The following is a 22,854-nucleotide window of genomic DNA, read 5'->3' on the forward strand; positions in this document are numbered from 1 at the left end:
CTTTTTGTTTATTCAAAAGCCTTTTTATAAAAATGTTAGCTCTTTGCGGTAAAATATAAGCGGTTTTCAGTTTCTAATTAAAATCCGAAGTTAACTCCTAAACCAAAAACTTCTCTGGTTTGTAAACCTTGAAATGCATTGTCGTCGTAAATTGCCTGAAATGATAAGTTCGCAGATAAAAACTTGTTTACTTTCATGATAATATTCAGCGAGTAGTTGATATCAACATTTTGAGGATCTTCAAGATAATTAGAATAAAGATTTAAGGTGTTTTCAGCCGTTACATTGGTCATAATTGCCAATTTGTAATAAACGGACGCATAAAAACCTAATTCGTAACGCATGCTTTTATTGGCATCTACGCCAAAATAATCGCCATCTACATAAGGCAAACCAGTAAATCTATCGATTCCGGTGGTATAAGCGCTGTCTACAAAAGTGAATTTTGAAGTTAGAGGTGCAAAATTTATTTTAAGGTTGTCATTTTTTGTCCAATAAATACCAGGACCAGTGGTAAGATATCCGGGAGACATAAATTTAGTTTGTTCTGTCCTGATTTCTTTTCCGTTTACATCTTGACCATAAATATATCCGGTAGAAAACTGCGTTCTGAAATTTACAAAATAAGAGTAATACCATTGACCAAAAGCCTTTTTTCCATAAATTGAATTAAATTCAAGACGGTCATCTGTCTTTTTTCCGAAGTCTGAGTTTTTAGTTTGTAAAAGACCATAAGATGCTAAAAGTTTGTTGTCCCAAGTTACATCGTCTTTTTTATAATTGAAATCGTAGTTGATTCCCAGCGTTCCTGAAAAGCTGTCTTCACCTCCGGCAATCCAATTATTAAAGCTGGACTGATTTAATAAAAGAGAAACAGTCCCTTTAGTTTTCCAGCCTTCGCCTTCTATAGTATCGTTGATTTTTTTAACTGCTTTTTCAGTATTTTGAATTAATTCCTTTTCGGTATTTTGGGCCTGAACAAAAGTAAAGTTCGCTAAAATGAAGAGTAATAACGCTATCTTTCTCATGGTTGTTTAGTTTAAGTGTATTAACAAATATACTAAAAACCGTGAAAACGTTCAGGGTTTATTGGCACGAAAAGAAAGTTATTTCTTAGATTCTTTATACAGGGGTACTGCAGAACAAGCTTCGCCGTACATTATACTTCTTGCAAAAGGCTGTAAGTAAGTTGTTGCCAAAATGTAAGCACGCATCGGAACTGGTTTTTTAGAGCAGCCTTTTACAATTACAGGTTTGTTTTTGTATGCACTGTAATCGATCTTAGTCAGAATTTCTTCATATAAGCTAGAATCCAGATCTTCAATATTTCCGTTGACTACTTTTTTAGCATAAGGAGCCAAATGAACACTAACTAAAATTAGTGCCCATGCCGGAACAATAGCATCTGTACTGCAGTGTACAGCGACATACTGATCTTGGTATTGTGACCAATCGTGGTTTTTGAGATGTTCTCTAAAGTCTTTTTCTCTCAATAAAAAACCTTCCAAAAGCCATTGCGAAATGTCAATCTGCACGCGCGGGCCTTTCGGATAATAATCTTCAAGATCAAAAACTTCTAAAGCGCTGTTGGCTACTTTATTGATGATTTCTTCCATATGAAAAGTTAGTTTCAAGTTTGAGGTTTCAAGTTTCAAGTTGAGCAACCTAAAACTTTAAACCCTGAAACCTGAAACAAATATTTTTAAAGCATTCCTAATTCTAATTTTGCTTCTTCGCTCATTAAATCTTTGCTCCAAGGCGGATCGAAAGTAATTTCTACATCAACATCTTTAATGTTTTCGATTGTTTTTACTTTTTCTTCCACTTCTCTTGGCAAACTTTCTGCAACTGGGCAGTTTGGAGATGTTAGTGTCATCAGGATTTTTACTTCGTAATCTGTGTTTACCATTACGTCATAAATTAATCCTAATTCATAAATATCTACAGGAATCTCTGGATCGTAAATTCCTTTTAAAACTTTTACGATTGATTCTCCTAATTCGTTTGTGTCTATTTCTTGTTCCATTGTTATTGTTTTTTTACCACTAAGTGTTTTGTTTTTTACCATTAATATATAAAGTGAATTAAGTTTTCATGCTTGCTTTATTAAGCTTAATTTAATTACTTAATGGTTCAAAATTAAAAACATTACTGTTTAAATATTTTTATTTGTTTTTTGCATCAAAAGCCAAAGCGTACATTTTGATATTTTTTATCATCGATACCAAGCCGTTTGCGCGGGTTGCCGATAAGTGTTCTTTTAAACCAATATCATCAATAAATTGAGTATCGGCATTTATGATATCTTCTGCTTTTTGATTAGAAAAAGCACGAATTAAAATCGCAATTATTCCTTTTGTCAAAATCGCATCACTATCTGCTGTAAAGACAATTTTATCGTCTTTTTGTTCGCCCTGAAGCCAAACTTTAGATTGACATCCCTTAATTAAATTCTCGTCAGTTTTATATTCTTCTTTAATTAACGGAAGCGTTTTTCCTAACTCGATGATGTATTCATAACGCTGCATCCAATCATCGAACATCGAAAATTCGTCTATTATTTCGTTTTGTATTTCTTTTATTGTCATAATTATTCTTTAGCAAAATCGACTAACAAATTTACCAATTTCTCTATTTCCTTTGGAGGGAAACCATTGTCGAAACCTTTAGTCTGATATGTTTTTTGATTGTGTGTTATGGTTAAATTTCCAATTGCGGCACCATCATAAAATCGTTTTTCTGTAGGTGCTTTTAAAGTTGGAACAGTGTCTAAATTTATCTTTGAAAATGCCTCTGCAATCTGATTCCACTTTGCATCGTCGATTTTCGTTTCTACTGCTTCTGTATTTCTGCCATTTGTAACTGAAACAGTTTTGTCGTGAACAAGTATCTTTTTAAAGAGTCCTCTTGAAACTGCAGTGTATTCGATTTGTGTTGCTGTCATATCTGCGGTTTTTTGACTTGAACAGCTCGTTCCGATAATAATCGTTAAGAGCAATAAAGATACTATTTTCATAAAAGTTTTTTTAGCTTAACATTGTTTGTGCTTTTTTCACAGCTTCGACCATTGTATTAATTTCTTCTTTTGTGTTGTAAAAAGAAAAAGAAGCACGGATAGTTCCCGGAATGCAGAAGAAATTCATAATAGGCTGCGCGCAATGATGTCCGGTTCTAACGGCAATTCCTAATTTATCAATAATTGAACCGATATCATACGGGTGAATTCCATCAATATTGAATGAAACTACAGAAGCTTTTTTCCCAGTTCCGTAAATTTTTAAACCTTCGATTTCCAGCAAACGTTTTGTAGCATGTTCCAAAAGTTCATTTTCGTACTGCTGAATGTTTTCAAATCCAATATTGTTAAGATAATCAATAGCAGTTCCTAAAACAATTCCGCCAGCGATATTTGGAGTCCCCGCTTCAAATTTATGTGGAAGATCTGCGTAAGTTGTTTTCTCGAAAGTAACTTCTTTAATCATTTCGCCTCCGCCTTGATAAGGGGGCAATTTATTTAACCATTCTTCTTTTCCGTATAAAATTCCAGTACCTGTTGGACCGCACATTTTATGTCCTGAAAAAGCATAAAAGTCACAATCTAAATCCTGAACATCTGGTTTTAAATGCGGAACAGCCTGAGCGCCATCAATTAAAACGGCAGCACCAACCGTGTGAGCTTTGTCAATAATATATTTAATCGGATTGATGATTCCGAGAGCATTGGAAATATGATTTACAGTTACAACTTTAGTTTTTTCTGATAGTAAAGCATCAAAAGCTTCTAAAATTAATTCTCCGTTTTCGTTTATCGGAATAACTTTTAAAACTGCTCCTGTTTTTTCGCATAACATTTGCCAAGGCACTATATTACTATGATGTTCTAATGAGGAAACAAGTACTTCATCGCCTGGTTTTAAGATAGAAGCAAAACCGTTGGCTACTAAATTGATTCCGAATGTTGTTCCAGAAGTAAAAAGTACTTCGTGCGCGAATTTTGCATTTATGTGTTCTTTTACTTTTCCACGAGAAACCTCATAAGCATCAGTCGCTAACTGGCTTAAAGTGTGAACGCCACGATGAATATTGGCATTGATTTCCTGATAATATTTTACTTCAGCATCAATTACAACTTGTGGTTTTTGCGAAGTAGCACCGTTATCGAAATATACTAATGGTTTTCCGTTTACAGTTTGTGAAAGTATCGGAAAATCAGCTCTTATTTTTTGAATATCTAGCATGTCTTATTTAGAAAAAATCTATTTACAAAAGTACTAAAACTAAATTGGTTTACCCATGAAAACTATAATTTCCTTTTATAGCGCCATTAGTGAGAGGCCTAAATAGCAATTCCGTAAAATTTATTTCTATTTTATAAATTATCCGAATTAGAAATCTAAATTGAGTTCTAAAAACGTGATCATAAATTAATTATATTGCAATAAAAATACCTGTAAACATTATGAAAAAATTTCTCAAAGTAGTTGCACTTGCTTTAATTCTTGCCTTTTTATATTTCGGATTTACAACGTATCCAAAACTCGATTTAATTTCGGGTTTCTCTGCAAAAAGCATTGCATCAGGACATTTTATAGATAATCGTTCGAAAGAATTAATTGAAAAAACCGACAATGATATCGATATGATTGATTTGGCAACGAATGCAATTGATGATGCGGGAAAATTTGCAACTTCAAATGTTTACGGGTTAAAAGGAAGAAAAGCGATTTACAGAGAAGGTTTAGGAGCAGTTTTAATTAATGATGATTTTGATGTTTCAAAACCTTATTTACTTCCAAAGAGAACCAAATTGGTTAATAATCTTCCTTTTCCTTATGGGAATAATGAACCAAAAGATACTGTGTTTGCGGATGTAGATTACTCTAAATTAAAAAAAGCTGTCGATAATGCCTTTGATAAATCTAGCGGAGGAACAAAAAGAACCCGTGCCGTTGTAGTTTTATATAAAGACAAATTAATAGCTGAGAAATACGATACAGGATTTAATAAAGACAGTAAAATTTTAGGCTGGTCGATGACGAAAAGCATTACAAGTTCTGCTTTTGGAGTTTTAGCCAAACAAGGTAAAATCGACATTTATAAACCTGCTCCAGTTGCCGAGTGGAAAAATGACGAACGCAAAAATATTACGCTTAACGATTTGCTTCACATGAATTCTGGTTTAGAATGGGAAGAGAATTACAGTACAATCTGCGATGCGACAAAAATGCTTTTTGAAGCTGAAGATATGGGAAAAGTACAAATGGATAAACCGGCACAATTTAAACCCAATACACATTGGAATTATTCTTCTGGAACAACCAATTTATTATCCCTGATTTTAAGAAGACAATTTAAAACACAGCAAGAATATCTAGATTTTTGGTACAGCGCTGTAATCGACAAAATCGGAATGAACTCGATGATTGTCGAGCAGGATATGTCAGGAACTTTTGTGGGCTCTTCTTACGGATGGGCAACCCCGCGCGATTGGTCAAAATTTGGATTGTTATATCTACATAAAGGAAACTGGAATGGAGAGCAAATCCTTGACGAAAGCTGGGTAAAATACACCGCAACACCAACCAATACTTCTGAGGGTAAATACGGTGCCCAATTTTGGTTAAACGCAGGAGGGAAATTCCCAGATGTTCCTCGTGATATGTTTTATTGCAGCGGATATCAAGGACAAATGGTGGCGATTATTCCGTCTCTGGATATGGTAATTGTGAGAATGGGAGTAAGAGAAGGTGATAAAAGTTTTGACTTTAATGGGTTTTTGAAGGAGGTAATTGATAGTGTGAAGAAATAATGTAAAATGAAAAGAAGTAATGTTTTGTTTCCAGTTTTCATTGTGATAATTGGTTGGTTTATTGGAGGCTTTGGTTTTACTACAAAGCTTGGACATCCAATAAGTACTATTTGTTTTTATTTGGGATTAGGATTAATCTTTTTAGGATTTATATTGTTTATTTTAAGAGTAAAAAATAACTAAAGTTTTACCGTAAAGCAAAAGGTAAAAAGCGCAAAGTTCGCAAAGTTTTGTAATAAACCTTTGCGAACTTTGCGTAAACTTTGTGTCTTTGCGGTAAAACTAAAACTACAAATCAAACCCTAAATTCACTCCCAATTTCATGGCAATGATTTTAGTAATTCTTTGTTTTAATTCTGGTATTTTGATGCTTTCGATTACTGCATTTGAGAATGCGTACATCAATAAAGCTTTAGCTTCTTTTTTCGGGATTCCACGAGACTGCATGTAGAACATTGCTGTTTCATCTAATTGTCCAACTGTACAACCGTGAGAACATTTTACATCATCTGCAAAAATCTCTAATTGTGGTTTTGCGTTGATAGTAGCTTTGTCGCTCAATAAAATGTTGTTACTTTTTTGGAAAGCATTTGTTTTTTGAGCTTCTTTTTCTACCAAAACTTTTCCGTTGAAAACGCCTGTTGAACGATCAGAGAAAATTCCTTTATAATCTTGGAAACTTTCGCAATTTGGTGTCGCGTGGTTTACCAAAGTATAATGATCAACGTGTTGTTTTTCGCCAATAATAGTGATTCCGTTTAAGGTGCTTGTCAATCTTTCTCCAAAATGATAAAAGTTCAAATTGTTACGAGTTAGATTTCCTCCAAACGAGAATGTATGTACGTAAACATGACTTTCTTGTTGTTGCGAAACATAAGTATTGTCAATTAAATTCGCTTCAAGATTGTCGTTTTGAATTTTGTAGTGATCTACAATTGCACGTTTTTGAGCAAAAATCTCTGTAACCGAATTGGTTAAAACAGGGTTTTCATTTAAACTTTGGTGACGCTCTATAATTTGAACATGTGAATTCTCTCCAACAATAATCAAATTTCTTGGCTGAACCATTAATGCAGCTTCGTTTCCTGTTGAGAAATACATGATCTCGATAGGTTTGTCTGCAACTTTCTTTTTCGGAATATTGATAAATGCTCCTTCAGATGCAAAAGCAGTATTTAACGAAGTTAAACTTTCGTCTTTGCTTGCAATTTGATTGAAGTAGGTATCAATAACCATTTTATATTTTGGTTTGGTCAATGCCGATGACATCAAACAAACATCGATTCCGTCGTGAGTTGTAGAAGACAAATGCGAACTAAAAACCCCATCAATAAATACTAATTTATAAGTATCAATTTCGTGTAAAAAATATTTTTTTACCTGATTAAATTCGATTGCATTTTCTTCTTTTGGAAAAACCGTAAAGTCATTTTTTAAGATGGCGTTTAGCGATGTATATTTCCAAGCTTCTTCTTTTTTGGTTGGGAAACCTTTATTTTCGAAGTTTTTTAAAGCATTTGTGCGTATGTCATGTAAATCTGAATGTACATCGACACGCTCTTCAAAAGCCATAAAAGACGATACTAATTTTTCTTTTAAATCCATTGTTCTTTTGTTTCCTTCGGTGTTTCAGGTTTCAAGTTTCAGGTTGCCTATTGAAACTTATTCCCCTTGAAATCTTTTTTATTTAGGTAAGTGATAAAGTTTTTTATTTTACCGCTTAAATTTTCATAATCCTTTTTTAAAGCTTCGAATTTTTCTTCTGAAATATACTCAAAATCAAAAACCCGATATAATTGAGATCTTGTTTCTCCGGCCGAACCTTTTGCAATTGATAAAAATTGTCGAAATTCTAAATTTCCATCTCTTTCAAATCCTTCAGCAATATTATCCATTACTGAGCCAGAAGAACTTTTGATTTGATTTTTAAATCTGAGGTCAGATCTTAGCTCTGTTTCAACAGAAATAAAATGTATTTCTTTTGCTAATCGTCGAGCCTCTTTCCAAATTTCTAAATCCTCAAATCTATTAATTGTTGCCATTTCTGCTTTTGTTATTTTAAGTTAAAACTTACAAATATAGTTTGTAACTTGAAACTAAAAAAACATGAAACCTGAAACAAAAATCTAGTTCTCCGCTTTAATCCAGTCGTATCCTTTTTCTTCCAATTCGTAAGCCAATTCTTTTCCGCCAGATTTTACAATTCTTCCGTTGTAAAGAACGTGAACGAAATCTGGAACAATATAATCTAACAAACGTTGGTAGTGCGTGATAACGATAATTGCGTTTTTGTCGCTTTTTAATTTGTTAACTCCGTTAGCTACAATTCTTAAAGCATCGATATCAAGACCAGAATCGGTTTCGTCAAGGATGGCTAATTTTGGCTCTAACATTGCCATTTGAAAAATTTCGTTTCTTTTTTTCTCTCCTCCAGAAAAACCTTCGTTTAAAGAACGAGATAAAAATTTACGGTCGATCTCTAATAATTCAGATTTCTCACGAATTACTTTCAACATTTCGTTTGCCGGCATTTCTTCTTGACCGTTTGCTTTGCGAGTTTCGTTGATAGCAGTTTTCATAAAGTTAGTTACACTAACTCCAGGAATTTCTACAGGATATTGAAAAGAAAGGAAAACTCCTTTGTGAGCTCTTTCTTCAGGAGCTAAATCAGCAAGATCTTCTCCGTCAAGGATAACTTCTCCATCAGTAACTTCGTAGTTTTCGTTTCCGGCAATTACAGCCGAAAGTGTACTTTTTCCAGAACCGTTTGGTCCCATGATAGCGTGTACTTCGCCAGCTTTAACTTCTATATTAATTCCTTTCAGGATTTCTTTATCACCAATTGAGGCGTGAAGGTTTTTTATTGATAACATTGTTTTTTTTATTTTATATAAATGTCAATTCTATTTTTGTTTGTTGGTTTAGGATGTTAGCATTAAAATGCGCGTGACCTAAATATTCCATGCCTAAATAATCGGCTGTTTTTTTGAACGGGATATAAAAACTTTCTTCGATTTCATTATCGTGCGAATTTGATATCACGCCAATTTTCTTTCCTCTAAGTTTTCTTCCAGTCTCTTTTTCAATTCGGATTAAATCTGAAAAACGATCAAAAAAGACCTTCAATATTCCACTCATGTTATACCAATATACAGGCGTTGCAAAAATTAAAGTGTCGTAATTTTCAATAATTCCTTTTATCAAAGGGAAAAAATCATCTTCTCTGTTTTTGCTTTCGTAATCATAATAAGAAATATTAAAATCGCTTAAATTAATTACTTCTATTCCGTGTTCTTTAGAAATCTCATCAACAATTTTTGTTGTGTTTCCGTTTTTTCTTGAAGAACCTAAAATGATTACTTTTCTATTTTCCATCCTGCAATTATCCAACAGATCCTTCCAAAGAAATCTCTAATAATTTTTGAGCTTCAACAGCAAATTCCATTGGTAATTTGTTCAATACATCTTTACTGAAACCGTTTACAATTAAGGCAATCGCTTTTTCAGTCGGAATACCTCTTTGGTTGCAATAAAAAACCTGATCTTCTCCAATTTTACTTGTAGTTGCTTCGTGTTCTATTTTAGCCGATGGATTTTTACTTTCGATATAAGGGAAAGTATGCGCTCCACAATTATTTCCCATTAAGAGAGAATCACATTGCGAAAAGTTTCTTGCGTTCTCAGCTCTAGGGCTAATTTGCACTAATCCACGGTAACTGTTTTGTGATTTACCAGCCGAAATACCTTTAGAAATAATAGTCGATTTAGTATTTTTTCCTAAATGGATCATTTTCGTTCCCGTATCTGCTTGTTGGTAATTATTTGTAACGGCAATTGAATAAAATTCTCCTACCGAATTATCTCCTTTAAGTATACAAGAAGGATATTTCCACGTAACTGCAGAACCAGTTTCTACTTGTGTCCATGAAATTTTAGCGTTTGTTTCGCATAAACCTCTTTTGGTTACGAAGTTATAAACTCCACCTTTTCCTTCTTTGTTTCCAGGAAACCAGTTTTGAACGGTAGAATATTTAATTTCCGCATCATCCAAAGCGATTAATTCAACTACAGCAGCGTGTAATTGGTTTTCGTCACGGCTCGGAGCTGTACATCCTTCTAAGTAAGACACATAACTTCCTGCATCAGCAATAACAAGAGTTCTTTCGAATTGTCCCGTTCCTGCCTGATTGATTCTGAAATACGTTGAAAGTTCCATTGGGCAACGAACGCCTTTTGGAATATAACAGAAACTTCCGTCAGAGAAAACAGCTGAGTTTAATGCTGCATAAAAGTTGTCTTTTTGAGGTACAACAGTTCCTAAATATTTACGAACTAATTCTGGATGTTCTTTGATTGCTTCAGAAATCGGACAGAAAATAATTCCTTTTTCTCCCAACGTTTTCTTGAAAGTTGTAGCAACAGAAACAGAATCGACAACAATATCCATAGCGACATTGTTCATCATTTTTTGTTCATCTACAGAAATTCCAAGCTTTTTGTACATCTCTAAAAGTTCAGGATCTACATCGTCTAAAGTTTTGTTCGGATCAACTTGTTTTGGAGCTGAATAGTATGAAATTGCCTGAAAATCTGGCTTTTGATAATGAACATTTGCCCATTCTGGCTCGATCATTTCTTTCCATGCACGAAAAGCTTCTATACGCCAATCGGTCATCCATTCTGGTTCTCCTTTTTTAAGAGAAATAGCTCTTACAATTTCTTCGTTTAGACCAATAGGAAACGTCTCCGATTCAATATCGGTGTAAAATCCGTATTCGTATTCTTTAGTTTCGAGTTCGATTTTTAAATCGTCTTCTGTGTATTTGCTCATTTTTTTTTTATTGAAAGATTTAAAAATTGAAGGATTTAAATACAATCACTTCTGTAATTTTTAAATCTTTAAATTTTGCAATCATTTAATTATTTTAAAGAGAGAATGATTCTCCGCAACCACAAGTTCTGCTAGCATTTGGATTATTGAATACAAATCCTTTTCCGTTTAATCCGCCTGAGAATTCAAGAATTGTTCCGGCTAAATATAGGAATGATTTTTTTTCAACTGCAATTGTTATGTCGTTGTCTACAAATATTTTATCGTCGTCACCCTTGGTTTTATCAAATTTTAAATCATAAGACAAACCAGAGCATCCGCCACTTTTCACGCCCACACGTACGTAGTCGCTAGCGGCATCAAAACCATCATCATGCATCAAATCGATGATTTTCTTTTTGGCTGTATCAGAAACTTTTATCATTGTTTATGGTATTTGTTTTCATTCATTTTAATTCGCATATAAATAGTAATTAAAGGATTACAATTTTTAATGCTGTTACAATGTTCAAATGAAATTGTCTGCAAAGATACGACTTAAAAACCTTTTTCCATAACGGTTCACATTATTATAACAAATGTTAAAATAGATAGAAGTTATTTTGCTTCCAAGAAATTAGATTGTTTTCAATTTTTTGAAGAAAAATAAAATAAAAACTTACAAAATTGCTTTTCCGTTGTTGATAAATTAATAATAATGGCTTAAAAGGGTTAAAATACCGTATTTTTACCTGTTACAGATGATGAAATAAGGTTATTTTTGCAGAAAATTATGAGTAATTATGAAAAAACATTACAAAGATAGCTGGATCAAAGCGCTGTTTGCGGTAGTTTTTGTTTTTGGAATAGGTGCTACATACTTGATTTTTAGCAATGAACCAAAACAAATGATAGAACAGTCTGATGATGACAGACTGGAAATTATGGGATCAAATTATGAGTCAGTTGCTCAGGAGAATATATTAGATTCCTTAAATAACTTAAAGCTGGCTTATGACGTGGCTATTTTTGAAAAAACAGCACTTTCACAAGAATTAGAACTCCAAAAAAGGAATATCGAAAATTTGATGGAAATCATAAAAGCATCTAAAAATCCCTCCATTCAACAAATTAAAATTTATCGAAAGCAGCTTTCAGATTTAAAAACTTCATTGGATGAAAAAGTTGTAGAAATTAAAAAATTAAAGTCTCAAAATAAAAATCTGCTAACGGAAATTGAAACTCAAAATGTGGTCATGTACAAGCAAAAAGCTGAAAATGACACGTTAATTTCTAAACAGCAAAGATTAGAATCGACGCTAAAAGATGCTTCAAAATTATCTCTTAGTAATTTTAAAGCAATAGCGCTTCGCGAAAAAAGTTCCGGGAAAGAATTAGAAACAGAAAAGGCAAAAAACACAAAAAAACTAAAAATAAGTTTCTCTGTTAATGGAAATGCTGTAGCAAAAACCGGTAAGAGAGTATATTATGTACAGGTTCTAGATCAGAAAAACACAGTTTTGGGAGAAAATAAACTGATTGAATTTGATAATGATAAGGCTTTAGTTTATAGTTTTTTAGTAGCTCTTGATTTTCAGGGCAAAACTGCAAATGTATATGGCGTTTTAAATGCTGATGAAAGCCAGTTTAAAAAAGGAACTTATTTTGTCAATTTCTTCGACAAACAAGAAATAATGGGAAGCACTTCGATAACATTAGAATAACGGAATCCGAATTTTTAACTTGAAAATTGTAGCGTAAGGAAATTGGATTTCCTAGTTTTGTTTTCTTATTAGAAATATAGCTACATGAAACTTTACCCTATAGAATCTGGAAATTTTAAGTTAGATGGCGGCGCTATGTTTGGAGTTGTACCAAAAACAATCTGGAACAAAACAAATCCTGCCGACAGCAACAATTTAATAGACATTGCAGCGCGATGTTTGCTTATTGAAGATGAAAATCGTTTGATTTTGATTGACACTGGAATGGGCGATAAGCAATCAGAGAAATTTTTTGGCTACTACTCGCTTTGGGGATCGCATTCTATTGATAAATCTCTCGCAAAATATGGTTTTCACCGGGATGATATTACCGATGTTTTTATGACGCATCTGCATTTTGACCATTGTGGCGGAAGCGTAAAATGGAATTCCGATAAAACCGGATACGAGCCCGCTTTTAAAAATGCTAAATATTGGAGCAACGAAAAGCACTGGGAATGGGCTACGAAACCCAATCCGAGAGAAAAAGCTTCTTTTTTATCGGAGAATATTTTGCCAATGCAGGAAAGTGGACAATTGCATTTTGTTGAAAAACCTGATAGCGATTTCGGATTTTCAAAAGAATTAGGTTTCGGAATTTTTTATGCCGACGGTCATACCGAAAAACAAATGATTCCACATATTCAATATAAGGATAAAACAATCGTTTTTTGTGCCGATTTGCTTGCTACTGCCGGCCATATTCCGTTGCCGTATGTTATGGGGTATGATACTCGACCACTTTTGACAATGCCTGAAAAAGCAAAATTGTTAAACAGTGCTGCTGATCAAAATTATTATTTATTTTTAGAGCATGATGCTCATAACCAAATCATCACTGTCGAACATACCGAGAAAGGCGTTCGATTAAAAGAAGTATTTTCTTGCGAAGCTATTTTTTAATACTTGTTAAAAAAACAAAAAAAACCTCTCATTTTAATATAAAAAGTGAGAGGTTTTTCCTGATTTTAACACGAATTTGAATTACTTTTGGTTTCTTTTCAGTGAGATTTTATTCGTTAATTTTATTCCTTTTTTTTAACACATATTTTTTTATAACCAACTGATTAGAGAGGCTTTATATTTGTTAATATAAATTCAAAACTTCTTTCATTTACAGGCTTTTAATGTTGTTTTTTAAAATTTTTTTAGATAGGTTTGCAACTCAAAATTATTAATAATTAACCTATGAAAAAAATCATTATTTTTACCTTATTAATGTCTGTTTTTAGCTCCAAAGCTCAGAAAGTAGACCTTGATCGTTTTTATTTTGGTGTAAATTATCAAATTCTTCCAAAAGAATACGTTCCGTTCGAAAAAAGAACATTCTCATCAAGAGTAAAATTAGGCTCAGCTTTATACAGTTATGTAAATCCAGAAACTGCAAATGAAAAAGTTTATATAACAGGCTGGAAAAAAGTTGAATCGAATGGTACTGTTGATATCGAACTTAATTTAGAAGATTTTGTTGAAAGAGGTGTTTCAACCCAGACAAGAATTGAAGATGAGAAAAGAGATAAAGACGGCAAAGTTACAACACCTCGAAAAGTATATTATTATGTAGTTGCAACCTATGCGACTAGAGGTTATGCTAAAGTAAAAGGGCCCGTTACTGCGGTGCCAGTTTCAGATAAACAAATCGAAGCCGAAAAAGCAAAACAAGCTGCAGCTGCAAGCAACAGATTTTTGAAAAATGCAGTTGTGAAAAAAGATTCTACTGCATCAAACGAAGGTTTTAATGTTAGCTTCAATGGTGAACTAAAATACACTTCAAAAGAATCTTTAGATCCGTCATTGCCTTTGAAGGAGTTTAACATGAACAGAACTGCTATCAAAGATCAAACATTAAGAGATTTTGCTAATAATTCGTTGTCTGCTTTCGGTAATAATATTGATAGAGTTTATGGTTTTAAACCTAAAAGCGATAACGAAATTCTATGGATTTTGGATGCCAAAAGTGATGAAGGAAAAACTCAGATTGAAGCAATTCAGGCAGTTAAAGCTTTATTTGCTACCATGAAAGCTGACGAGCCAATAGATGAATTAAAAACAAATATGCAACCTCTTATCGAGTACTTTGAGTCATTGAAAACAAAATATACTGAGGATAATAAACCTTCGCGTAAAATGAGATATTCAGCTTATTATAATTTAGCTGTTATTTACCTTATGTTAGATCAGCCGGAAAAAACTATTGCCGAATCTGAGAAATTAATCGCAAATGATTATGATAAAAGTGATGGAAAAGCATTGATAGAAAGAGCAAATAATTTAATTGCAAGCTTTAAGGCATCAAAATTGAATACGACACATAACCCAGCTTTAAAATAGAAATTCATGAAAAAAATTACAAAGATTATTTTACTTGTTGTACTAGCAGGAATGAATCAGACTGTCAGTGCTCAATCTACAGGTTGGTTTGGTAAAGCAGTAGTATCTAACTCGCTTAATTTACGCGGTCCTGTACCCCCAACAAACTTAGAATACGGAAAATATAAATCATACGAGATGATTCTGGATCTTGCACCTGGATTAGAAAACAGTATGAATAATAGAAAAATTCCTTATTCTGCAGAAAAATATTATGAAGCTTTTGCAATTTCTGGTTTGAAAAAACAAAAGGAAGGCGATTTTAAAGTAAAATACAATTTAACTCGTTTTGAACTTGTAAATGATGAGGATTATGTGCAAAATACATATCAAAAGGCTCCAGCATATTACATTGGTTTAGAGTCTAATCTTGAAATAACAGACAAAACAGGAAAAGTGATTTACAAAAGATATACTACTCCTAAGGTTTGTATGTATGTGATAAATCCGTCAGAGACTTATGATAATTTAACGTATAAAATATTGACTGACAATTTCTACAGCATGATTGAAGAATTTGAAGGTTTTTACTTGTACGGGCCAAAGATTACAAACATGAGATATTCTGATCTTGAAAAAAAGAAAAAATCAAAATCAACATTTAACATTGAAGAGTACAATCAGTCGCTTCAGGTTATGCCAACTTTAGTTGATGTAGACAGAGAAAACTGGGCAGATTTATTTGGAGAAGCTCAAAAATTCTGGAAAGAGCTTGTGAATTTTCAAGATAAAGATGATGAAGATTTAGCCAAACAAATCAGATTCAGTGCCAACTATAATTTAGCGGCAACTTATATTCTTTTAGGAAATCCAGAGGAAGCTTCGAAGTATTTACCGGGAATAAAAGAGAATGAAAAAAGCTTTTTGGGTATTAGAAAAGATTTTCCATATATGACAAGTGTAGTTGAGGATATTGAAAAATACAAAAAACTTACTGAAAAAGCATTTACTATTGAGGCAATTCCTCAAGAACCAGTTTTACCTTCATACAAAAAAGCAGCAACAGCGTTTAGATATGCAGAATTTCCAGGTGAAGTTTTAGATACAGATTCTAAAGTTTGGAAAGGTAAAGTTAGGGTTATCAGTGATTATCCTGAGTTGGTAGATTTAAGAACACAAGAAACTGTATCGGGCTTAAGATCGATGATGGACGGAATTGGTTCTGAAAAAAGCAGTGTTTACATCTATATTGACGGACAGAAAAAACCGGAAAGAACAAACTTGAAAAAAGTAGTTAATATTAAAGATGAAGAAGGCAGAATCTACATTGTAGGTAAAACTGGAAGAGGAGTTCCTGCAATTTCATTTGGAGACAAGCCGGCAACAAGCTCAAAAAGATATTCAATGTTTGAAGAAGTTAAAAAAGGCGGAAAAGTTTCTTTATATCATGAGTTCTTCCCACAAGACGCGTATACTTTGAAAAAATCAATCGAGGATGAGTTCTTTTCTCCGCCAATTTTCCTTGGAAGAAGAAAAGCATTAAAAGAATATTTCTCTGATTGTCCTCAAATGATGGAAAGTATCGATAAGGGTGCTTATGACTTTGAAAACAAAGAAACGTATATCAAAATGTATGATGATTACAGTAAATTTTGTGGTAATTCATAATCTTGATTTCAAGTATAATTTAATAAAAGGGCTGTCGTTTAGACGGTCCTTTTTTTGTAGATATAAGAATGTGAAATTGTGTTTTAAGCAAGTATTATTAAATAAAATTAAAGATTCGACTGTAATACATTCTTAAAGAAATTAGTTTCAATTGGAAAATAAAAGTTGTTTATTATTGATCTTTACGCATTGGCTAATAATAATAGTGTCAAACCAGATGCAAAAAAAATCCCATTTTCAACGCAATGAAAATGGGATTTTAGTATTATGTAGATTTTAAAATCAAATTTTAATTTGTTTTAAACTTCCAAACCTGGCCAATGGTTTCTCCGCCTTTATTGTCTTTTACAACAACTTTCCAGAAATATTGTTTCGTAGGTTCAACTGCAGTGGTAACATTAATTGCGGATATATTCTCACCAATTTTAACTGTTGGCGGATTAGCAGTTCCAAAATAAACATCATACACCAAAACATCTCCAGTATCTACATCAGAAGCTGTCCAGCTTAAAGTGGCAGTCGAAGCAGTCAAAACACTGTTTATAGCTGGCAATCCTAATGTTGGTAAAAATGGTAAATGATTTACCACTGCTGTTCCCGCTGTATAAAATTTGTACGTTGCAGTATATGCACTTGCTAAGCCTTTAGCATCAGTAGCTTTTACTCTCCAATAGTAAGATGTATTTTTCTCTAATGAAATATTAGTCGGATTTGATGTATTATCTAAAGTTGTGATGATTTGTGAAAATGCATTGTCTTTTGCAACTTGAATCTGATAAACAATAGCATCTTTTTCAGTATCCGTAGATTCATTCCATTGAAAAGAAACAACATTGTCCAAACACAATTTATTGTCAGCAGGAGCTGTTAAAACGGGAACAGATGGCGCTTTGTTTACAACTGGTGGAGTTACAGGATCATCTCCGCCACTACCACAAGATGCAAATAACAAACCGATAATTGATAGGTATATAAAATTCTTCATTTTTATTTTTTTATAATTTTGATATATTCTGGAGTCTCTAAATAGATTTTTGCAGCATAAATTCCTGATGGCTGACCTTCAAGATTTAATGTTACTTTTCCGCTTTCGATTGTATAAGTTCCTTTAGAAACTAATTGACCAGCGAAATTGTACAATTCTATAGCAACCTCAGTTTTTCCGGTTGGAATTTCGACTTCAAAACTTCCAGAAGTGGGATTTGGATATGCAGTCAAGACACCACTTAAACTTGAAATGTTGTCAATTTTTTTAGCATAAACACCTTCGCATGCTTTTGATGTCGCAACTTCTAATAATACATTTTGATTAAGATCCAAAGTAAAAGCTGATTCAGAAGTTTGAAATTGCTCAGCTCCATCAATATAAACTGTAAAAGGAGCAGTTCCTTCAGTAATCTCAACATCAACTTTTTTAGAAGTTACAGTAGATTTTCCAGCGATAGTGCCGCCTTTTACAATTGTAACTGTAAAGTTTTGTTCGAAAATCACGCCTGGAACACTAATCATAATGTTGTAAATTCCCGGAGCTAGAGCGGTAACTTTTAGGCTATTATTAGTAAAAGTATATGCTTTATCGTTTATAGTTGCTGTATAAGCCAATGCAGTTTTTCCTACGATACTGATTTCACCATTGTTTTCACCAAGACAAGACTCTCCTTTAGTTTCAACAGTAAAATTGTTTGCTGGTAAAACTAATTCTCCAGAACATTCTGTGTTGAAAGTTGCAATAGCATCTTTAGCATTCGTCCAGTTTGTATTTGCATAAGTTACATCATCAACAAGTATGCAGTATAATTTTGAATTTCCTGAAAAGGATACATTTACATTTGTTAGTAAATTATTTTTGCCATTCTTTAAATTTAAACTCGTCAATTGATTAGAATTTACTTTCAAGGATGTCAATGCCGTGTTGTTTGACAGATCTATCGCTGTGATTTTGTTGCTAGAAACATCTAAGCCTGTTAAAGCTTTATTGTTAGATACATCTATCGAAGTTAACTGACTGCTTTTAACATTTAAATAAGTTAAAGCCGTTTGTTTAGAAACGTCTACACTTGTCAATAATGCATTCAAACCTGTACTTAAACTAGTCAAAGCCAAGTTTTTTGAAATATCTAACACAGCTATCTTATTATTGTATGAATCTAAATAAGTTAAGGCTGTATTTGCAGCAACATCTAAATTTGATATTTGATTTGAGCTAATATCCAGCCTAGTCAATACTTTGTTTTTAGAAAGATCAATACTTGTTAGTTTATTGCTTGAAGCAATTAAAGTCTTTAAGGCTAAATTGTTAGAAACATTCAATTCTGTCAAACTATTTGTACCACAATTAACGCTTTCTAGAGCTGTATTTTTAGATAAATCCAAAACAGCAATTTTATTGTCTGCAATATCTAGTGTTTTAAGTTTTACGTTTTTTGAAAGATCAATTTTTGTAATCGCCTCATGGTAAGAACTTAAATTTTCTAGTGAAGCAAAATCTTCAATACCAGTTAAATCTGTGATTTTATCAGGAGTACCAAAAGCAGATAAAGATTTTACGTTTACAATATTTGAGGTTAAAACTTTTCCATCAACTACACCAGAATCTAGTCCGCTGCTAATTAATCTTCTTTCAAAATTAGCATCAGGAATTAAAGTATACTGATAATTTTTTTCGCAAGCTGCTGTCGAGTATGTTGCAATTGCATCTTTTGCAATCCATTTATCGGTAGAGAAAGCGGCATCATCAACTTCAATACAAAGCAAGTTTGGATTTTTTGTGAAATTTCCAAAAATTACATTTTGCATATTTGCGTTGTTTCCGTTTTTCAAATTCAAATTGTACAAGTCATTGCCCGCACAATCAAATTCTTTCAAAATAGTATTTTTAGAAACATCTAAATCTTTCAATTTATTAAAGCTTGCACTAAGATTAGTAAGTTTAGTATTTTTAGAAACATCTAAAACTAAGATCTCATTATTACTGCAGTTTAAATTACTTAGTAACGTGTGAGATGCAACATTTAATACACTTATTTTATTATTGCTAATGTTTAATTTCGTCAGCGAAAGGTTTTTCGAAATGTTAATCGTTGTTAATAGGTTGTTATTACATTCTAACGAAGTAAGCAAAGTAAAGTCTTCAATTCCTGCTAAGTCTGCAATATTGCTGTTCGATACATTTAAACTTGTTAGAGAAGTAATACTCATTGTTGCAACTTTTCCATTTTTTCCGTCTTTATCAATTCCAAGAGCAATTAACTTATCTTCAAAATTCGAGTCAGGAATTAAAGTGTAAGGCACAACTACAGGACAAGCAACTGCTGAAAAAGTTGCTGTGGCATCTTTTTTAGTCGCCCAATTTGTATTTGAATAAGAAACATCATCAACTTGAATACATGTTAAATCAGGATTTCCTGTAAAATAAGCATCTAATTTTAGAGTAACATTCGTTCCGTTTTTAACATTCACGTTTACCAGCTTGCTGTTAGAGGCATACAAAGAATACAGTTTTGTGTTTTTTGATAAATCTAATGTTCTAATTTGATTATCTCCACAAGATAATTGAGCTAACTCTGTGTTTTTTGAAACATCAATAGTAACTAAACTATTATTATATGCAGAAATAACAGCCAATTTTGTATTTGAACTTAAATCTAAAGATGAAAGTTTGTTATTGTCGACTTGTAATGAAGTTAAATTTATATTCTTTGTTATATCAATATTTGAAATAAAATTTGAACCTAAAGTTAAAGAGAATAAAGCAACATTTTTAGAAACATCGACGCTTGTCAGTTGATTTGATCTAGCATTTAAATAATTCAAGCCTAAATTTTTTGAAATATCTATCGAAGTTAAATTATTATTGTTAACTGTAAGTTGTAACAAAGAGGTAAAATCTTGAATTCCAGTTAAATCAGAAATATTACTGAGTGATAAGTCTAAGTAGAGAATATTTGCAATACTTTCGGTTTTAACTTTTCCATTTTTACCATCTCTGTCAATTTGAAGAGCAATAAGTTTGTCTTCAAATTTTGAATCAGGAATAAGCGTATAAACATTACAGTCTAAACTAAAGCTTGCGCCGGCATCTTTAGTAACATTCCAATTTGAAGTGACTGCCAAATCTGAAACTTTAATGCAAGTCAAAGCCGCATTACTTGAAGTATTTAATGTGTTTAAAACAGCATTTTTAGAAAGATCTAATTTCTGTAATGAATTAGCAGATGCATTTAAATTCGTTAAGGCAGTAAAGCCTTGAATTCCTGTTAAATCAGAAATAGAAGTTCCTGAGACATCTAATGAAGTTATTGTGTTAATGCTTGAATTTAAAACACCTCCATTTTTTCCATCGGTATCAATTCCAAGAGCAATTAATTTATCTTCAAATTTCGGATCAGCAATATTTGTAGAAAGATTACAATCTAACGAAGAATAATATGCTTCAGCATCTTTTATTGTTTCCCAATTTGTTCTAGAATAATCAACATTATCAACTTGAATACATGATAAACCAATATTTCCTTTAAAATTAAAAGTATAGTCTAAACCTGCGTTTCCGTAAAAATATCTAAAATAAATTCCATGATTTTTTAATAAATTAGAATTGTTTCCATTTTTTACATTAAGGCTGATTAATTTATTATAGCCTGCACTTAACAAAACTAAAGAATTATTTTTGCTGACGTCTAATGAGGTTAATTGATTAGAACTGCATGATAAGTCTTTTAACAGTTTATTTTTACTTACATCTAAACTTGTCAGTTTATTGCCATCAAGCAATAATGTTTCTAGTGCTGTATTTGCCGAAACATCTAATGTCGTCAGGTTATTAACGTTGCAGTCTAATTGCTTAAGAGCAATATTTTTTGTTACGTCAAGTGTTTTTAAAGGAAGTCTGCTAAGATTTAATTCAATTAATTTAGTGTTTTTAGAAACATCTAAAGTGGTGTACTTATTATTGCCTCCATTATTACCACCAACTAAATATTCAAGATTTGTGTTTAAAGTCACATCGAAGGTTTCTAATAAATTAGAACTTGCGTCCAAGAAGGTTAAATTAGTGTTTTTGCTTAAGTCTATAGTTGTTAAGTTATTCGATCCAAAAGCTAATTTAATTAAAGCAGTATTTTTACTTACATCTAAAGTTTTTAAAGCGTTACCGCTACAATCTAAATCAGTTAAAGCTAGGTTGTTGCTCAAATCTAAACTTGTTGCCTCAATCAAAGGACAAATCAATGTTTGTAATAAAGTATTTTTAGAAACATTTAAGGTTTTAAGTTTATTGCCAGAGCAATCTAAGCCAATTAAATTTAGATTAGATGAAACATCTAACACAGTGAGCTTATTCGAACCGCATACTAAAGAAGTTAGCGCTGTATTGCTTGATACGTCTAAAGTAGTCAGGCTATTAGAATATAAATCGACATTTGTCAGCAAAGTGTTTTTTGACAAATCAATCGAGGTTAATTTATTAAAGCGAAGAGATAAACTCGTTAACAAGGTGTTTTTAGAAACATCTAAAGTTGATATTTGACTAAAATTACAATTTAAAGTAGTTAAAGCTGCAAAATCCTGAATACCTGTCAAATTGGTAATATTATTTCCTATCGATGCAATATCAAGGGATTTTAAAGCATTGATATTCGAAGTGGGTACTTTTCCATCAGGTACACCAGAGTCAATTCTCATCGATATTAATGTTTTTTCAAATTCTACATCAGGAATAAGGGTATATTGTTCTGTACCTTGAACATAAACTTGAACATCATCAATCAAAACATCAAAAGTTTTGCTGTCAAAACTAAAAGTAGAGATAGACAAATCGTACGAAAGGTCTTGATCTGCAGTAAAAGTAGTTGCTTTTTCAGTCCATAAATTATTAGTCGCAAAAGTACTGCTTGATAAAGTACTTGCACTTCCGGCTTTTGATATGTTTAAAGCAATAGGATGATCTCCGCTATAATTTGCACTCACATATTTATACCTGAATTTAACACTATAAGTTACGCCGGCTTTCATAGGAACTTGAGCAAGAATTTTTGGAGATACTGTTGTAAACGATAGTTTTGCACTATAATTTCCTAACACTCTATCAGTGCTGGAAGCAACAGAGTTTGTAACGTTCCAATTTTGAAGTACATTGCCTGTCCAACTTTCCAGTCCTCCATTCGGAACCAAGTTAACTTGTGCATAAATTGAAAAATTTGCCAGTAAAAGCAATAAGAGTAGTTTTGTTTTCATAGAATGATTTTATGATTGGTCGCGCAAGTGTACTCATATTAAACCAAGTTTCCTTACGGGAAAACGTAATCGAGTTGCTATTTTTTTGGTTTTTTTTAGAGTTATGATTTTTTGAAGCTTTTTTTTTACACTATAACTTTTTTTATAAGAATATACATAACTGTTTGGTATAAAAGACTTTGAATTCTTTTTTGGTTTTTCTTAAATTTTAATCAAAAAGTCATAAGACAGTGTTAACGGTTAGCTTTTTGTAACAAAAAACC

The 22,854-nt window shown here is 32.4% G+C and carries 19 protein-coding genes; 5 read left to right on the forward strand and 14 right to left on the reverse strand.

The window, feature by feature from the left end; all coding sequences use genetic code 11:
• Positions 1 to 77: 77 nt before the first annotated feature.
• From IRZ83_RS07070 to IRZ83_RS07095, 6 genes are all read right to left on the reverse strand, one after another.
• Positions 78 to 1,028 (reverse strand): DUF3078 domain-containing protein, encoded by a 951-nt coding sequence (locus tag IRZ83_RS07070; RefSeq protein WP_194567767.1) that lies wholly within the window; start codon positions 1,026 to 1,028, stop codon positions 78 to 80.
• Between the two features lie 78 nt (positions 1,029 to 1,106).
• Positions 1,107 to 1,616, reverse strand: coding sequence for a DUF2480 family protein (locus IRZ83_RS07075; RefSeq protein WP_194568291.1), 510 nt, complete (start codon positions 1,614 to 1,616; stop codon positions 1,107 to 1,109).
• Between the two features lie 86 nt (positions 1,617 to 1,702).
• Positions 1,703 to 2,026, reverse strand: coding sequence for an SUF system Fe-S cluster assembly protein (locus IRZ83_RS07080; RefSeq protein WP_017494560.1), 324 nt, complete (start codon positions 2,024 to 2,026; stop codon positions 1,703 to 1,705).
• A gap of 139 nt (positions 2,027 to 2,165) precedes the next feature.
• Positions 2,166 to 2,588 (reverse strand): SufE family protein, encoded by a 423-nt coding sequence (locus tag IRZ83_RS07085; RefSeq protein WP_194567769.1) that lies wholly within the window; start codon positions 2,586 to 2,588, stop codon positions 2,166 to 2,168.
• Positions 2,589 to 2,590: 2 nt separating this feature from the next.
• Positions 2,591 to 3,016 carry a hypothetical protein gene (locus tag IRZ83_RS07090; protein ID WP_194567771.1) on the reverse strand — a complete coding sequence of 142 codons (426 nt, stop codon included), beginning with the start codon at positions 3,014 to 3,016 and terminating at the stop codon, positions 2,591 to 2,593.
• Between the two features lie 10 nt (positions 3,017 to 3,026).
• A complete protein-coding gene (locus IRZ83_RS07095; protein WP_194567773.1) occupies positions 3,027 to 4,238 on the reverse strand; it encodes an aminotransferase class V-fold PLP-dependent enzyme in 1,212 nt (403 codons plus the stop codon).
• Positions 4,239 to 4,459: 221 nt separating this feature from the next.
• Between IRZ83_RS07095 and IRZ83_RS07100 the strand changes: the two genes are divergently transcribed.
• Entirely contained in the window at positions 4,460 to 5,809 is a 1,350-nt protein-coding gene (locus IRZ83_RS07100) for a serine hydrolase domain-containing protein (RefSeq protein WP_194567775.1), read from the forward strand.
• A 288-nt stretch (positions 5,810 to 6,097) separates the two neighbouring features.
• Here IRZ83_RS07100 and sufD read toward each other — a convergent pair whose 3' ends face one another.
• The 6 genes from sufD to IRZ83_RS07130 form a co-directional block, all read right to left on the reverse strand.
• Positions 6,098 to 7,414, reverse strand: a complete 1,317-nt coding sequence (sufD, locus tag IRZ83_RS07105) for a Fe-S cluster assembly protein SufD (protein WP_029271510.1) — start codon at positions 7,412 to 7,414, stop codon at positions 6,098 to 6,100.
• Between the two features lie 47 nt (positions 7,415 to 7,461).
• Entirely contained in the window at positions 7,462 to 7,851 is a 390-nt protein-coding gene (locus tag IRZ83_RS07110) for a four helix bundle protein (RefSeq protein ID WP_194567777.1), read from the reverse strand.
• Positions 7,852 to 7,935: 84 nt separating this feature from the next.
• A complete protein-coding gene (gene sufC, locus IRZ83_RS07115) occupies positions 7,936 to 8,682 on the reverse strand; it encodes a Fe-S cluster assembly ATPase SufC (RefSeq protein ID WP_029271512.1) in 747 nt (248 codons plus the stop codon).
• A 13-nt stretch (positions 8,683 to 8,695) separates the two neighbouring features.
• Complete coding sequence (locus IRZ83_RS07120) at positions 8,696 to 9,184, reverse strand: flavodoxin family protein (protein ID WP_029271513.1); 489 nt, start codon at positions 9,182 to 9,184, stop codon at positions 8,696 to 8,698.
• Between the two features lie 7 nt (positions 9,185 to 9,191).
• Positions 9,192 to 10,640 carry a Fe-S cluster assembly protein SufB gene (gene sufB / locus IRZ83_RS07125; RefSeq protein ID WP_029271516.1) on the reverse strand — a complete coding sequence of 483 codons (1,449 nt, stop codon included), beginning with the start codon at positions 10,638 to 10,640 and terminating at the stop codon, positions 9,192 to 9,194.
• Between the two features lie 94 nt (positions 10,641 to 10,734).
• Entirely contained in the window at positions 10,735 to 11,064 is a 330-nt protein-coding gene (locus tag IRZ83_RS07130) for a HesB/IscA family protein (RefSeq protein ID WP_029271517.1), read from the reverse strand.
• A 358-nt stretch (positions 11,065 to 11,422) separates the two neighbouring features.
• On the opposite strand from IRZ83_RS07130, the gene IRZ83_RS07135 reads away from it, so the two are divergent.
• From IRZ83_RS07135 to IRZ83_RS07150, 4 genes are all read left to right on the forward strand, one after another.
• Positions 11,423 to 12,343: a hypothetical protein gene (locus IRZ83_RS07135; protein WP_194567779.1), complete on the forward strand. Its 921-nt coding sequence runs from the start codon at positions 11,423 to 11,425 to the stop codon at positions 12,341 to 12,343.
• Between the two features lie 84 nt (positions 12,344 to 12,427).
• Positions 12,428 to 13,285: an MBL fold metallo-hydrolase gene (locus IRZ83_RS07140; RefSeq protein WP_194567781.1), complete on the forward strand. Its 858-nt coding sequence runs from the start codon at positions 12,428 to 12,430 to the stop codon at positions 13,283 to 13,285.
• A gap of 285 nt (positions 13,286 to 13,570) precedes the next feature.
• On the forward strand, positions 13,571 to 14,713 hold the full coding sequence (locus tag IRZ83_RS07145) for a hypothetical protein (RefSeq protein WP_051662714.1): 1,143 nt from the start codon (positions 13,571 to 13,573) through the stop codon (positions 14,711 to 14,713).
• 6 nt (positions 14,714 to 14,719) lie between these two features.
• Positions 14,720 to 16,360: a hypothetical protein gene (locus IRZ83_RS07150; RefSeq protein ID WP_194567783.1), complete on the forward strand. Its 1,641-nt coding sequence runs from the start codon at positions 14,720 to 14,722 to the stop codon at positions 16,358 to 16,360.
• 289 nt (positions 16,361 to 16,649) lie between these two features.
• Here the strand turns inward: IRZ83_RS07150 and IRZ83_RS07155 are convergent, their stop codons facing one another.
• A complete protein-coding gene (locus tag IRZ83_RS07155) occupies positions 16,650 to 17,345 on the reverse strand; it encodes a hypothetical protein (protein ID WP_194567785.1) in 696 nt (231 codons plus the stop codon).
• Positions 17,346 to 17,347: 2 nt separating this feature from the next.
• A complete protein-coding gene (locus IRZ83_RS07160) occupies positions 17,348 to 22,591 on the reverse strand; it encodes a T9SS type A sorting domain-containing protein (protein ID WP_194567793.1) in 5,244 nt (1,747 codons plus the stop codon).
• Positions 22,592 to 22,854 lie beyond the last annotated feature (263 nt).

It is taken from the genome of Flavobacterium sp. JLP, assembly GCF_015350755.1.
Taxonomy (GTDB): domain Bacteria; phylum Bacteroidota; class Bacteroidia; order Flavobacteriales; family Flavobacteriaceae; genus Flavobacterium.